This is a genomic window from Pseudocitrobacter sp. RIT415, from assembly GCF_003057695.2.
GTDB lineage: Bacteria > Pseudomonadota > Gammaproteobacteria > Enterobacterales > Enterobacteriaceae > Pseudocitrobacter > Pseudocitrobacter faecalis.
In genome coordinates, this window is the sequence record NZ_QBJC02000009.1 from 110773 (window position 1) to 124655 (window position 13883).

A 13883-nucleotide genomic window follows, 5' to 3' on the forward strand; every position below is an offset into this window, starting at 1 on the left:
TCAAAACTCCTTATTAAGCAGACTGTTCTGCCAGTTGTTTTTCTGCATCTTCTTCAGCACGCAGCGCGCGGCCCGCGAAGAACATATAAACCAGTGCAATTACAATGATGACGGCCATAAAGGCGATACCGATGGAGAAGAAGCCCTGCATCATCGGCGGTGCCAGAATTGACCAGTCGGCCATGCCCATCCAGGCGCTCATACCGGTGAGTTTCACCGCCCAGACACAGCCAAAGATTTCAATCATCCCCATCACCAGACAAATCTTCAGCGCCGCACGCCAGCCGCCGAAGTGGTTAGCGAACACGCCGATGGTGGCGTTGGAGAAGAACATCGGGATAAAGCCAGGAATAATCAGGATCGAAGAGCCGCAGGCGACCAGGATGCCAACCGCAATCAGCTGACCGATGGTGCCCCACATAAAGCCCCAGACCACAGCGTTTGGCGCGAAGCTATAGATAGCGGCGCAGTCAATCGCCAGAACCGCCCCCGGGATCAGGCGCTGGGAGATACCGTTAAACGCTTCAGAGAGTTCCGCCACAAACATGCGCACGCCCTGAGTGATGATGAAAATCGCTACCGCAAAAGAGAAACCGGTTTGCAGGATGTAGACCGTCCAGTGCACCTTGCCAGCCATTGCCTGTACGGTGTCGATACCGAAGGAGAGCAGAATGGCGCCAAAGAAGATAGTCATCACAATCGCCGTGGAGACGATGTTGTCGTGGAAAATGTTCAGCCAGCCAGGCAGTTTGAGGTCTTCAACGCTCTCCTCTTTTTTGCCAAGGAATGGTGCGACTTTATAAGCAATCCACGCGGCAAACTGTTGCTGGTGTCCGATGGAGAAACCGCAACCATCGGTGACGATTTGCGTCGGCTTGTACATCATGTTGGAGGTAATGCCCCAGTAGAGCGAAACCATGATCGCGGTGCAGATAATGGTCGTCCACATGGAGTAGCCGAAGATAAACAGCGTAACGGCAATCAGCCCCGCCTGCTGGAACATGATGTGACCGGTGAGCATGATGGTACGAATACCGGTAATGCGACGCAGCAGCACGTAACTGATGTTCAGCGCCAGCGCTAACAGCACGGCGTAACCCACCCAGCTATAGGCATCGCCCATGCGGTCGATGGTCGCCATCATTGACGCATAAGTATCTGAAATTGCGCCATTAATTCCGTAAACCTCCGACATTTTCGCCACCACCGGTTTGAAGGTGCTGGTCAGAATGCCGGAACCGGCCTGAAGCAGCATAAAACCGATAATCGTTTTGATAGTGCCTTTGATAATTACACTGACGCTTTTACGCAGCAGGATGTAACCCAGACAGGTCACGATACCCAACAGCAGTGGGGCATTGGTCATGACCTGATTAAAAAACACGGTAAAGATGTTGTAGAGGATATCCATAACGCTCTCCGAAAATGAAGGCGCTGCGGTCAGCGCACGTCCGTCTGTTAGTTCGCACACTCTAATAATCAAAAACAATCACAACAAGATTCAATTTGATTAAATGTGACTTACGCCGCAATAATAATCATACAAACAGTGTGCTTTTCACGCACGGTAAAGCACTCAGGATATATCCTTTTATAATCAATGAATTAAAAATAACGCACTTTGATTCATCAAGTTACAAAAGTCTTATCTCGTCAAATATTCATACAAAAGCGCACAAAAACAGCCATTGCATTCCTGAAAAAATCACGTCATTATCAATCACAACAAATCACCGCATGACGTATTTTGAATATTTTAGAGGGATAAATCATGAGTAAAGTAGAAACCATCACACGTGAATCCTGGATCCTGAGCACTTTCCCGGAATGGGGCTGCTGGCTGAACGAAGAAATTGAGCAGGAGAAAGTAGCGCCGGGAACATTTGCAATGTGGTGGCTGGGCTGCACGGGTATCTGGTTAAAATCAGAAGGTAATACCAATGTCTGCGTCGATTTCTGGTGTGGCACCGGTAAACAAAGCCACGGCAATCCGCTGATGAAACAGGGTCACCAGATGCAGCGCATGGCGGGCGTAAAAAAACTCCAGCCTAACCTGCGCACCACGCCGTTTGTTCTTGATCCGTTTGCTATTCGTCAGATCGACGCCGTACTGGCCACGCACGATCACAACGATCATATTGATGTAAACGTCGCCGCCGCCGTGATGCAGAATTGCGCTGATGATGTGCCGTTTATCGGGCCGAAAACCTGCGTGGATTTATGGATTGGCTGGGGCGTACCGAAAGAGCGTTGCATCGTGGTCAAACCAGGCGACGTGGTGAAAGTAAAAGATATCGAAATTCATGCGCTTGACGCATTTGACCGTACTGCACTGATTACCCTGCCTGCCGATCAAAAAGCGGCTGGCGTCCTGCCGGATGGCATGGACGATCGCGCGGTGAACTACCTGTTCAAAACGCCGGGCGGCTCCCTGTATCACAGCGGCGATTCCCACTACTCTAACTACTATGCGAAGCATGGAAACGAGTATCAGATCGATGTGGCTTTAGGCTCCTATGGAGAGAACCCACGCGGTATTACGGACAAAATGACCAGCGCCGATATGCTGCGTATGGGCGAAGCGCTGAATGCGAAAGTCGTTATCCCGTTCCACCACGATATCTGGTCAAACTTCCAGGCCGATCCACAAGAGATCCGCGTACTGTGGGAGATGAAAAAAGATCGTCTGAAATATGGCTTCAAGCCGTTTATCTGGCAGGTAGGCGGTAAATTTACCTGGCCGCTGGATAAAGACAACTTCGAATACCACTATCCGCGTGGTTTCGACGACTGCTTCACCATTGAACCGGATCTGCCGTTCAAATCGTTCCTGTAAGCTTTTGTTCTGCCGGATACGCTTCATGTATCCGGCATGCAACACTTTTCTTTGCCGGATAGAGACTATCCGGCTCTCTCCCGACATAGTATTTTCGTGACATTTCAAATATCATCTTTGCTCATCATTTTTTATCGGATTAGCTCATGACGGAAGCGCAAAGGCATCAAATATTACTCGAGCTGCTGGCGCAGACAGGCTTTGTCACCGTGGAACAGGTGATGACCCGACTGGGGATTTCACCCGCCACCGCACGCCGGGACATCAATAAGCTTGATGAAAGCGGCAAACTGAAAAAAGTGCGCAATGGCGCCGAAGCCATCAATCAGCCGCGTCCACGCTGGTCACCGATGAATATTCATCAGGCGCTGAATCACGACGAGAAAGTGCGAATTGCCAGAGCCGCGTCACAACTGGTGATGCCCGGTGAAAGCGTGGTGATTAACTGCGGTTCTACCGCATTTTTACTGGGGCAGGAAATCTGCGGCAAACCGGTGCAAATCATCACTAACTATCTGCCACTGGCCAATTACCTGATCGAGCAGGAACATGACAGCGTGATCATCATGGGCGGGCAGTACAACCGCAGCCACGCCATTACGCTCAGCCCGCAGGGCAGCGAAAACAGTCTCTACGCGGGCCACTGGATGTTCACCAGCGGCAAAGGTCTCACCGCAGAAGGGTTATATAAAACGGATATGCTCACCGCGATGGCTGAGCAAAAGATGCTGAATGTTGTCGGTAAACTCGCCGTGCTGGTTGATAGCAGCAAAATCGGCGAGCGTGCCGGCATGCTGTTCAGCCGCGCCGATGAAATCGATATGGTGATCACCGGCAAGCAGGCTGACCCGGATATTCTTAAAGCGCTGGAAGCACAAGGTGTGCAGGTTCTGCGCGTTTAGAGATGGCGCGTAAAGAAATCCACGGCGCTGGTTAAGGCTTCTGGCGTAATACGATGACGGACGCCAGCTTGCCAGACACAGGTCAGATTAGCGTCCAGTTGTTCACGCCTCAACGCCTGCTGCAGACGAAATGTTTCATCAGGCGGCACGACATCGTCAGCATCTCCGTGCCAGAGCAGCAGCGGCCTGTCTGCTACGCGGGCGAGCTGCTGGCTGACATCCCACTCGGCCAGCAGCGGCGCAAGGCCAGCACGCTGCGCTTCAGCGGGGGGGAATAGCGTCGTGGAAAGCGAACTGAAATAGCCCGACCCCATCAGACTGGCGACACATTTAAGCTCAGGATGATGCGTCATGATACCCAGCGCCGTCATTCCGCCCATTGACGCTCCTGCCACCGCCAGACGCCCCTCACTCACCAGTCGTTCACGGTATAGCGCTTCCTGCAATGCCGGAAACTCGTGAAAGTTTTGCAGCAGGATCTGCCAGAAGTGCTGTAACCGTTGGTTTTCGTCACCATTAAAGCGCGCCCCATGCTCTGCCGCACACGGCATCACCACGCGAAAACCAGCCTGCGCCAGCGCGACGGCAAAATAGCTGTAAACCATGTGTGAAGAGGTAAATCCATGATAAAACACAATACAGGGTAGCGGTTGTTCAGCGAACCCCTTCGGGAACGCATGCAGGATTTCACTCCCCGCGAGCAGACGCATTTCCAGTTCAATCATCGGTTGCCTCCTTCCGGCATACTGAATATCAGGCAAAGCAGTGGGGTTTTAGCAGATGATCCTTTGTCTGATTTTTAACATTGAGAACCAAGTTGCACTTTCGTGAGATTTTCATTCGAAAATAGCGCTTGAGATAACAAATCGGGAACATTCCCCTAATGGGAATTTCCTTATACCACTACACTGTGAATATCAGGAAACGGGATATGGTTATGCGTCGCTTTATACCTCTGTTACTGGCGTTATTGTTGAGCAGTTGCAACATTCTGGAAGGTAAGCCTGTGGCTCCTCCGGCGGCAACGGATACTCCACAAGAAATACGTCGTAATCAGACGGAAGGTTTACAGCGGATGGGCACCATCAGCGTCATGATATATGGCTCGCCAATGGATGTCGAAGCCGCGCTGAAAGCCAAAGCGACCGCGGCCAAAGCGGATTACTACGTCATCATTATGATTGATGACAGCACGGTGGTTCCGGGGCAGTGGTATTCGCAAGCCATCCTTTACCGTAAATAATGAACAACATTGTTGAATCAAATTTACGCAGGTTTGTACCTTATTCACGTTTCCCTGATGCAATATGGCGTCAACAACGATTCATTCGAAGGAGCGGATGAAAAAATGCCCTGACGTCTGCTATGGACTGCCCTACGGGGTTTTGTATATGGAGCTGACGATGAAACGATCTCTTACCTTATCTACCCTGCTCTTTTCTGGCGGTGCCAATACCAGTGCGGCGCAGTCGGCTGAATTTGCCAGCGCAGATTGTGTAACCGGGCTGAATGAAATCGGGTTGATTTCCGTAAATAATATTTCCGGTAGTCAGCAAGATGTCGAAGATGCCATTGCCCAGAAAGCGGATGAACAAGGTGCTTCCTGGTATCGCATTGTTCAGATGTACGAAGAGCAGCAACCGGACAACTGGCGAGCACAGGCGATTATCTATGCCTGAGACAATAAAACGCGTGGAAGAGTAACAGGCAGAAAGCCGCTCTTCCACGACATCATTTTTTCCTCACACGCCCCCTGTCGCCCTCAGCAGCACATCACTGATAACCTGTTCGTTAAGCAACACGCCGCCGCGAGTATCCAGCATCATTCGACACCAGGCCTGCGCCATCGGTGGTGACGCATATTTCAGCATCTGTGCGCCCGTACCCAGCAAATAGATTTGCATCGCAATTTCGCGCCCCTGCGCTTCCGACGGCTTGCGTAAACGCTGTTGTAACTGCCGCCACTGGCGATCGTAGTGGCGATCCTGGCCTTTCACCTCGCCGCACATCTCTGCCAGCAGTTCCAGCGCATCCGGCTGCCTGGTCAGCACGCGCAGCACATCCAGGCACATGATATTTCCAGAGCCTTCCCAGATACTGTTAACCGGCATTTCGCGATAAAGACGCGGAAGCTCGCTCTCTTCGCAGTACCCGGATCCACCCAGCACTTCCATTGCCTCAGCGACAAACGGCATGCCCGATTTGCAAATGGCGAACTTCGCTGTTGGCGTAAACAGCCGCGCCCATAGCCGTTCGGCTTCATGCGATTGCCGTCCCCATGCGCCAGCAAGGCGAAACAGAAACGCGGTTTGACCTTCAATCTGTAATGCCATCCGCCCCAACACCTGGCGCATTAGCGGTAAATCGACCAGATTCTTGCCGAATGCCTGTCGCTGGAACGCATGATAAAGCGCAACCGACAGCGACCGACGCATCATACTGTGGCTGCCCAGGGCGCAATCAAAACGCGTCAGGCCGCCCATGCGCAAAATCTGCCGCACGCCCTCGCCCTCTTCCCCCACCCGCCAGCCGATGGCATCCTGAAATTCAACTTCACTGCTGGCGTTAGAACGATTGCCGAGTTTGTCTTTCAGGCGTTCGATACGAATAGCGTTGCGTTGCCCATCGGGTAATAAGCGCGGCATAAAGAAGCAGGAAAGCCCGCCTTTTGCCTGCGCCAGCACCAGATGCGCATCACTTTGCGGCACCGAGAAAAACCATTTGTGCCCCACCAGCCGATAGCTGCCATCCGCCAGGCGCTCCGCGCGGGTGGTATTACTCAACACGTCTGAACCGCCCTGCTTCTCCGTCATTCCCATACCAATCAGCAAACCGCGTTTTTGATCGCCGGGCAACAAATGTGGATCGTAGCGATCGCTCAGCAGCGGCGTAAGCCACGCTTTAAACTCGCCTGGCAGCGCCTGTTGCAGCAAGGGAGTAGCAGCAAACGTCATGGTAATCGGGCACAGCGTTCCGGCTTCCACCTGCGCATGCAACATAAAACGCGCGGCGCGGGCAACGAACGAACCTGCACGCGCATCCTCTTCCCACGGCAGGTTGTGTACCCGGTTGGCGCACAACCCCTGCATCAGCAGATGCCAGGCGGGATGAAAGCGCACATCGTCAAGGCGTGTGCCGGTGGCGTCGTAACGCAGAAGTTCAGGGGGATTGGTGTTGGCGAGCCGCCCCAGCTCAAGCGATTCGGCGGTACCGAGTTGCTGGCCAATACTCGCCAGCAGGTCGCTATCCCAGCCTGCGCCTTCGCGTACCACTGCCTCGCGCAGGGCGCCATCGGATAAAAACAGATTGCTGTTATTTAACGGGCCAGGCTGATTAAAAACGGTGTGCGTTTGCCAGGACATATGTCTCCCTCCGTCAAGTGGCAGTGCCTTAAGTATGGACAGAGGTGAGCATTTGGCGCTGGATTGCGGTCACAAAAAAGCCATCCCGTGGGATGGCTTGATTTCAACGCACGACGCATTAACCGCGCTGGCGTACCGCTTCAAACAGGCAGATACCTGTCGCCACGGAGACGTTCAGCGAGGAGACGCTGCCCGCCATTGGGATGCTGATCAGTTCGTCGCAGTGTTCACGAGTCAGACGGCGCATACCTTCGCCTTCAGCCCCCATTACCAGCGCCATGCGACCGGTCATTTTGCTCTGATAAAGCGTATGATCGGCTTCGCCGGCGGTACCAACGATCCAGATGTTCTCTTCCTGCAACAGACGCATGGTGCGCGCCAGGTTGGTGACGCGGATCAGCGGCACGCTCTCTGCGGCACCGCAAGCCACTTTTTTCGCGGTCGCGTTAAGCTGCGCGGAGCGATCGCGCGGGACAATCACCGCGTGTACACCCGCCGCATCGGCGCTACGCAGGCAGGCGCCAAGGTTGTGCGGATCGGTAACGCCGTCGAGGATCAGCAGGAACGGATTTTCCAGCGAAGCGAGCAGATCCGGCAGATCGTTTTCCTGATACTGACGACCCGGTTTCACGCGCGCAATAATGCCCTGATGCACGGCACCTTCGCTTTTCTCATCCAGGTACTGGCGGTTCGCCAACTGGATAACCACGCCCTGCGCTTCCAGCGCGTGGATCAGCGGCAACAAACGTTTATCTTCGCGGCCTTTTAAAATAAAGACTTCCTGAAAACGTTCAGGAGCGCGCTCCAGCAGGGCCTGGACTGCGTGGATACCGTAAATCATTTCACTCATTGATGGACTCGTTGTTAACGTTGTTATCAGGTCACCCTCACCCCGCCCTCTCCCTAAGGGAGAGGGAGAAAACCGGTGCCGGACCAAACATCGGCTCGATCGGTTCCCTCTCCCTGCGGGGGAAGGTTAGGGTGAGGGGGCGGGTTTTACTCCGCCACTTTCTTCTTCGCCGCGCGTTTCGCTTTGGTTGCGGCAGCAATTTTCTGCGTTTTGGCAGACGGTTTTTTCGCTTTTCTCGCCTCTTTCTTTGCGGCTTTCGGCTTCTGTTTCTTCTCACCGCGGAAAGCGCTGTCTGGCTCGAAATTCACTTTCTTGCCAACCTGGCGACGACGACTACCGTTTTTATTTCCCGCGCCTTTCTTCGTTTTTTCGCGTTCAGTTTTACCGACGTTACGTGGCGCGCGTTCGCTGGAAATCAACGAGAAGTCAATTTTACGCTCGTCCATGTTGACGGCTTCCACACGAACCTCTACGCGGTCGCCCAGACGATAAGTTTGCCCGCCAGATTCACCAATTAAACGCTGACCAATCTGGTCGAAGCGGTAGTAATCGTTATCCAGCGATGAAACGTGGACTAGCCCATCGATGAACAGCTCATCAAGACGGACAAAGAAACCGAAGCCGGTCACGCTGGCAATCACGCCTTTAAAGACGTTGCCCACCTGATCCTGCATGAAGTCACACTTCAGCCAGTCAGCGACGTCACGGGTGGCTTCATCGGCGCGGCGCTCTGCCATAGAACAGTGCTGACCCAGTTGCAGCATCTCTTCCATTGAGTAGTGATAGCCGCCGGTTTCCGTGGTGTTGCCTTTATGGCCCTGCTCTTTTGCCAGCAGATACTTGATGGCGCGGTGCAACGACAGGTCAGGATAACGACGAATCGGCGAGGTAAAGTGCGCGTACGACTGCAACGCCAGGCCAAAGTGGCCCCGGTTTTCCGGGTCGTAAATCGCTTGTTTCATCGAACGCAGCAGCATGGTTTGCAGCATTTCCGCGTCAGGACGGTCGGCGACGGATTCCAGCAGCTCGGCGTAATCGCGCGGCTCCGGCTTATTGCCACCCGGCAGTTCCAGACCCAGCTCCGACAGAACGGAACGGAATGCGGTGATGGCTTCAGTCGTTGGCTTATCATGAATACGGAACAACGCCGGTTCTTTCGCTTTCTCAACGAAACGTGCCGCCGAGATGTTCGCCAGAATCATGCACTCTTCGATCAGTTTGTGCGCGTCATTACGCTGCGTCTGCTCAATACGTTCGATGCGACGTTCAGCATTGAAGATAAACTTCGCTTCTTCACTTTCAAATGAGATACCACCACGTTCAGCACGCGCCTGATCCAGCACTTTATAGAGGTTATGCAGCTCTTCAATATGCTTAACCAGCGGCGCATATTGTTCACGCAGATCCTGATCGCCCTGCAGCATGTGCCACACCTTGGTATAGGTCAGACGTGCATGTGAGCTCATCACCGCTTCATAGAATTTATAACCCGTTAAGCGGCCTTTCGATGAGACGGTCATTTCACAGACCATACACAGGCGGTCAACCTGCGGGTTCAGCGAGCACAGGCCGTTAGAGAGCACTTCCGGCAGCATAGGAACAACCTGCGAGGGGAAGTAAACGGACGTACCGCGATTACGTGCTTCTTTGTCCAGCGGAGTTGGCGGACGGACGTAATAGCTTACGTCAGCAATCGCGACCCACAGACGCCAGCCGCCACCGCGTTTTTTCTCGCAGTAAACCGCATCGTCGAAGTCACGCGCGTCTTCACCGTCGATGGTTACCAGCGGCAAATCACGCAGATCGACGCGGCCAATTTTCGCCTCTTCCGGTACCTGCTCTTTCAGCCCGGCAACCTGTGCTTCTACCGCTGGCGGCCAGACGTAAGGAATTTCATGGGTACGCAGCGCCATGTCAACGGCCATGCCTGTACCCATGTTATCGCCAAGCACCTCGACAATTTTACCGATAGCTTTAGTGCGGCGAGTCGGGCGCTGGGTCAGTTCGACCACCACCACAAAGCCCATACGCGCGCCCATCACCGCTTCTGGCGGGATGAGAATATCAAAGCTCAGACGACTGTCGTCCGGCACGACAAAACCGACGCCTGCATCGGTGAAGTAGCGTCCTACGATTTGCCCGGTTCTTGGCTCCAGCACACGCACAATGCGCGCTTCGCGGCGGCCTTTACGATCCGCGCCCAGCGGTTGTGCCAGCACCTGATCGCCGTGCATGCAGACTTTCATCTGCTCACTGGAAAGATACAGGTCGTCTTTACGGCCCTCTACACGCAGGAAGCCATAGCCATCGCGATGACCGATAACCATGCCCTTCAGCAGATCAAGACGTTCCGGCAGCGCATAGCACTGGCGACGAGTAAAGACGAGTTGCCCGTCACGCTCCATGGCGCGCAGGCGACGGCGAAGCGCTTCTATCTGCTCTTCGCCTTCAATGTTCAGTTCAACCGCCAGCTCTTCACGATTGGCAGGTTTTTCACGTTTTGTTAAATGATCGAGGATAAATTCCCGGCTCGGGATAGGATTGGCGTATTTTTCAGCTTCGCGGTCCAGGAAAGGGTCTTGTGACATATCGGTTCCTCCGTTGTCATCGTTGTCGGCGATAGTCTTTACTCCACCAACAATAATTTATAAAGCGGTTGATTCTCTTCAACCAAATCGGCCAGTGTGTAGTGATCCAGTTCCTTGAGAAAACTTTGCACGGCTTGAGAAAGCGCCTGTTTCAATCGACAGGCCGGCGTGATGTGGCAGAACTCACTGCTGCAATTCACCAGCGAGAGAGGTTCCAGTTCGCGGACAACGTCGCCTACGCGAATCGTCTCCGCCGGCTTGCCCAGCCGGATCCCGCCATTTTTCCCCCGCACTGCCGTCACGTAGCCCGCGCGGCTGAGCTGGTTGATAATTTTCACCATATGGTTACGTGACACACCATAGACCTCTGTCACTTCAGAGATACTGGTCATCTTGCCATCCGGCAACGACGCCATATAAATCAGGGCGCGTAATCCATAATCGGTAAAGCTTGTTAACTGCACATCAACCTCAGGGGAACAGGAACTCGGGAAGAATAATTTCGGATATTTATATTGATGATAAACCAGCCACCAGCCAGGTCGCTAATTTTTTCGGTGCGGGAAGGAAAAAAGCGCGGATCTTGCAAGATATTAAGCCGGATACAGCGTAATGCGCGTTATCCGGCCTACAGGCCCGGCGACTCTCGTTACCGGGCAGTTCCATCAATTATGCGTCGAACGGGTCGCGCAGAATCATGGTTTCGGTACGGTCCGGGCCGGTAGAGATAATATCAATCGGCACACCGGTTACTTCTTCGATACGCTTGATGTAGTTCAGCGCTGCCTGTGGCAGGCCGCTACGCTCTTTCACACCGAAAGTGGATTCAGACCAGCCAGGCATGGTTTCGTAAATCGGTTCGATGCCTTCCCAGTCGTCCGCTGCCAGCGGGGTGGTGGTCACTTCGCGGCCATCCGGCATACGGTAAGCCACGCAGAGTTTAACCTCTTTCAGGCCGTCCAGTACGTCCAGTTTGGTCAGGCAGAAGCCAGACAGGGAGTTGATCTGCACCGCACGGCGAACCGCGACGGTATCCAGCCAACCGGTACGACGACGACGACCGGTGGTTGCACCGTATTCGTTACCCTGTTTGCACAGGAACTCGCCGGTGTCATCAAACAGCTCAGTCGGGAACGGCCCCGCACCCACGCGAGTGGAGTAAGCTTTGATGATACCCAGTACGTAGTCAACATAACGCGGGCCCAGGCCGGAGCCGGTCGCCACGCCACCCGCAGTGGTGTTGGAAGAGGTTACGTACGGATAGGTACCATGGTCGATATCCAGCAGCGTACCCTGCGCGCCTTCGAACATGACGAAATCGCCACGTTTGCGCGCCTGATCCAGCAGGTCAGACACATCAACAACCATACCGGTCAGGATGTCGGCAACCGCCATCACATCATCCAGCACTTTCTGGTAGTCAACTGCGTCGACTTTGTAGTAATTCACCAGCTGGAAGTTGTGATATTCCATCACATCTTTCAGTTTTTCAGCGAAGGTTGCTTTGTCGAACAGATCGCCAACACGCAGACCACGACGCGCGACTTTATCTTCGTAAGCCGGGCCGATACCACGACCGGTGGTGCCGATGGCTTTCGCGCCACGCGCTTTCTCACGTGCGTTATCCAGCGCAACGTGATAATCGAGGATCAGCGGACATGCTTCGGAGAGCAGCAGACGTTCACGAACCGGGATACCACGGTCTTCCAGTTCTTTCATCTCTTTCATCAGCGCGGCAGGCGACAGCACTACGCCGTTACCGATGATGCTGGTGACGTTTTCGCGAAGAATACCTGATGGAATAAGATGGAGGACGGTTTTTTCACCGTTGATTACGAGAGTATGGCCTGCGTTGTGACCGCCCTGGTAGCGTACAACATATTTAGCCCGTTCTGTCAGGAGATCGACGATCTTCCCTTTACCTTCGTCACCCCATTGGGTGCCCAGTACGACGACGTTGTTACCCATTTTTCAAAATCACCGTTTGCTTAAAAATGGATTCTACCATCGCTTTTTCAGATATACAGCACTTTTTATATTCAAAATGATGCTGAAAAGGCCGCTTTTTGTTCAGCTAATCGTTTTCGTCAACATGTAGTAGATCACAATCCCTGCAACCACAAGACCGCCGCCAAATCGGCGCAACATCGAATCGGGTAATTGGGTCATCGTCGCGATCATTTTGCGCCAGGCCTTCGGATAAAGCATTGGGCCCAGCCCTTCCAGCACCAAAACTAACGCCAGCGCGAGCCAGATAGTCGAATTCATTTTTCGTCCTTATAAAAGAAAACCACCGGCATCCGAAGATGCGGTGGTTTTAAGCACTAACGCCTGGGGCGATTAACGCGCCGTTGCGTTCGGCGTTTTCATGTAGCGGAAGAAATCGCTGTCCGGGCTCAGAACCATCACGTCCTGATTGCTCTGGAAGCTGCTTTCATAGGCACGCAGGCTACGGATAAAGGCGTAGAAGTCCGGATCCTGACTGAATGCATCAGCAAACAGTTTAGCCGCTTCGGCATCGCCTTCACCGCGCAGGATACGCCCCTGACGCTCAGCTTCTGCCAGCGTTTTGGTGACTTCATAGTCAGCCGCTGCGCGCAGTTTTTCAGCCTCTTCCTGGCCTTGTGAACGGTGGCGACGCGCAACCGCTTCACGCTCGGCGCGCATACGGTTGTAAATCGCTTCGGACACTTCGGTCGGCAGGTTAATCTGCTTAATACGCACATCGACCACTTCGATACCCAATGCCGCCATACTGTTCGGGTTGATGACCGGCACTTTACCGTTGGTTTCAGCGGTAACGCGCTCAGCAGCTTCGGCAATCGCGTTATCCGCGGCTGGCGTTTCCACTTCGTCTTCAGTACCCGCAGAACCGGAGTTCAGCGCATCACGCACTTCCAGGGTCAGACGACCACGGGAATCAGTGACGATGTCTTTTACATCCAGACGACCAATTTCAGAACGCAGACGGTCAGAGAACTTACGTTTCAGCAGCACTTCTGCCTGAGAAACGTCACCACCGCCCGTTGCCAGGAAGTAGCGGCTGAAATCGCTGATGCGCCATTTGATATAGGAGTCAACGATCAGGTCTTTTTTCTCTTTGGTCACAAAGCGATCAGCCTGGTTGTCCATGGTCTGAATACGCGCGTCCAGCATTTTAACCGACTGAATAAACGGGACTTTAAAGTGCAGACCCGGTTCATAGATTAACGGTTTTTTGTCGCTGTCGCGCACGACGCTGCTAAACTGGAACTTGATCCCACGCTCACCTTCTTTAACGACGAAGATAGAGGTGTACAGCACTACCAGCACGATGATGATAATCGCGATAACTGACTTACGCAT

Annotated in this window: 13 protein-coding genes; 4 read left to right on the plus strand and 9 right to left on the minus strand. The window is 53.5% G+C overall.

The window, feature by feature from the left end:
• Positions 1-13 precede the first annotated feature (13 nt).
• Positions 14-1411 carry a PTS ascorbate transporter subunit IIC gene (ulaA, locus tag DBY68_RS11480; protein ID WP_108476135.1) on the minus strand — a complete coding sequence of 466 codons (1398 nt, stop codon included), beginning with the start codon at positions 1409-1411 and terminating at the stop codon, positions 14-16.
• A gap of 360 nt (positions 1412-1771) precedes the next feature.
• On the opposite strand from ulaA, the gene ulaG reads away from it, so the two are divergent.
• Positions 1772-2836, plus strand: a complete 1065-nt coding sequence (gene ulaG, locus DBY68_RS11485) for an L-ascorbate 6-phosphate lactonase (RefSeq protein WP_015966199.1) — start codon at positions 1772-1774, stop codon at positions 2834-2836.
• Positions 2837-2982: 146 nt separating this feature from the next.
• The gene (gene ulaR, locus DBY68_RS11490; RefSeq protein ID WP_108476134.1) at positions 2983-3738 is read left to right on the plus strand and encodes an HTH-type transcriptional regulator UlaR; all 756 of its coding nucleotides are present in this window, start codon (positions 2983-2985) and stop codon (positions 3736-3738) included.
• Here ulaR and yjfP read toward each other — a convergent pair.
• A complete protein-coding gene (gene yjfP, locus DBY68_RS11495; protein ID WP_108476133.1) occupies positions 3735-4463 on the minus strand; it encodes an esterase in 729 nt (242 codons plus the stop codon). The genes ulaR and yjfP overlap by 4 nt on opposite strands.
• Before the next feature lie 206 nt (positions 4464-4669).
• On the opposite strand from yjfP, the gene bsmA reads away from it, so the two are divergent.
• On the plus strand, positions 4670-4981 hold the full coding sequence (bsmA, locus tag DBY68_RS11500; RefSeq protein ID WP_108476132.1) for a biofilm peroxide resistance protein BsmA: 312 nt from the start codon (positions 4670-4672) through the stop codon (positions 4979-4981).
• Between the two features lie 160 nt (positions 4982-5141).
• Positions 5142-5417: a DUF1471 family protease activator YjfN gene (gene yjfN, locus DBY68_RS11505; RefSeq protein WP_015966203.1), complete on the plus strand. Its 276-nt coding sequence runs from the start codon at positions 5142-5144 to the stop codon at positions 5415-5417.
• 63 nt (positions 5418-5480) lie between these two features.
• Here the strand turns inward: yjfN and DBY68_RS11510 are convergent, their stop codons facing one another.
• The 7 genes from DBY68_RS11510 to hflC all read right to left on the minus strand — a co-directional run bounded on the left by DBY68_RS11510 (position 5481) and on the right by hflC (position 13883).
• Entirely contained in the window at positions 5481-7100 is a 1620-nt protein-coding gene (locus DBY68_RS11510; RefSeq protein ID WP_108476131.1) for an isovaleryl-CoA dehydrogenase, read from the minus strand.
• A gap of 118 nt (positions 7101-7218) precedes the next feature.
• Positions 7219-7950 (minus strand): 23S rRNA (guanosine(2251)-2'-O)-methyltransferase RlmB, encoded by a 732-nt coding sequence (rlmB, locus tag DBY68_RS11515; RefSeq protein WP_108476130.1) that lies wholly within the window; start codon positions 7948-7950, stop codon positions 7219-7221.
• A 146-nt stretch (positions 7951-8096) separates the two neighbouring features.
• Positions 8097-10538 (minus strand): ribonuclease R, encoded by a 2442-nt coding sequence (gene rnr / locus DBY68_RS11520; protein ID WP_108476129.1) that lies wholly within the window; start codon positions 10536-10538, stop codon positions 8097-8099.
• A gap of 38 nt (positions 10539-10576) precedes the next feature.
• Positions 10577-11002 (minus strand): nitric oxide-sensing transcriptional repressor NsrR, encoded by a 426-nt coding sequence (nsrR, locus tag DBY68_RS11525; protein ID WP_108476128.1) that lies wholly within the window; start codon positions 11000-11002, stop codon positions 10577-10579.
• A 205-nt stretch (positions 11003-11207) separates the two neighbouring features.
• Positions 11208-12506 carry an adenylosuccinate synthase gene (purA, locus tag DBY68_RS11530; RefSeq protein ID WP_108476127.1) on the minus strand — a complete coding sequence of 433 codons (1299 nt, stop codon included), beginning with the start codon at positions 12504-12506 and terminating at the stop codon, positions 11208-11210.
• Between the two features lie 102 nt (positions 12507-12608).
• Positions 12609-12806, minus strand: coding sequence for a DUF2065 domain-containing protein (locus DBY68_RS11535; RefSeq protein ID WP_108476126.1), 198 nt, complete (start codon positions 12804-12806; stop codon positions 12609-12611).
• Between the two features lie 72 nt (positions 12807-12878).
• Complete coding sequence (gene hflC / locus DBY68_RS11540; RefSeq protein ID WP_015966210.1) at positions 12879-13883, minus strand: protease modulator HflC; 1005 nt, start codon at positions 13881-13883, stop codon at positions 12879-12881.

Coding starts and splice junctions, on each gene's coding strand:
- DBY68_RS11510 (WP_108476131.1), bottom strand. CDS start 7,100: ATGTCCTGGCAAACGCACACCGTTTTTAATCAGCCTGGCCCGTTAAAT.
- yjfN (WP_015966203.1), top strand. CDS start 5,142: ATGAAACGATCTCTTACCTTATCTACCCTGCTCTTTTCTGGCGGTGCC.
- rnr (WP_108476129.1), bottom strand. CDS start 10,538: ATGTCACAAGACCCTTTCCTGGACCGCGAAGCTGAAAAATACGCCAAT.
- rlmB (WP_108476130.1), bottom strand. CDS start 7,950: ATGAGTGAAATGATTTACGGTATCCACGCAGTCCAGGCCCTGCTGGAG.
- hflC (WP_015966210.1), bottom strand. CDS start 13,883: ATGCGTAAGTCAGTTATCGCGATTATCATCATCGTGCTGGTAGTGCTG.
- yjfP (WP_108476133.1), bottom strand. CDS start 4,463: ATGATTGAACTGGAAATGCGTCTGCTCGCGGGGAGTGAAATCCTGCAT.
- bsmA (WP_108476132.1), top strand. CDS start 4,670: ATGGTTATGCGTCGCTTTATACCTCTGTTACTGGCGTTATTGTTGAGC.
- ulaR (WP_108476134.1), top strand. CDS start 2,983: ATGACGGAAGCGCAAAGGCATCAAATATTACTCGAGCTGCTGGCGCAG.
- purA (WP_108476127.1), bottom strand. CDS start 12,506: ATGGGTAACAACGTCGTCGTACTGGGCACCCAATGGGGTGACGAAGGT.
- DBY68_RS11535 (WP_108476126.1), bottom strand. CDS start 12,806: ATGAATTCGACTATCTGGCTCGCGCTGGCGTTAGTTTTGGTGCTGGAA.
- ulaA (WP_108476135.1), bottom strand. CDS start 1,411: ATGGATATCCTCTACAACATCTTTACCGTGTTTTTTAATCAGGTCATG.
- ulaG (WP_015966199.1), top strand. CDS start 1,772: ATGAGTAAAGTAGAAACCATCACACGTGAATCCTGGATCCTGAGCACT.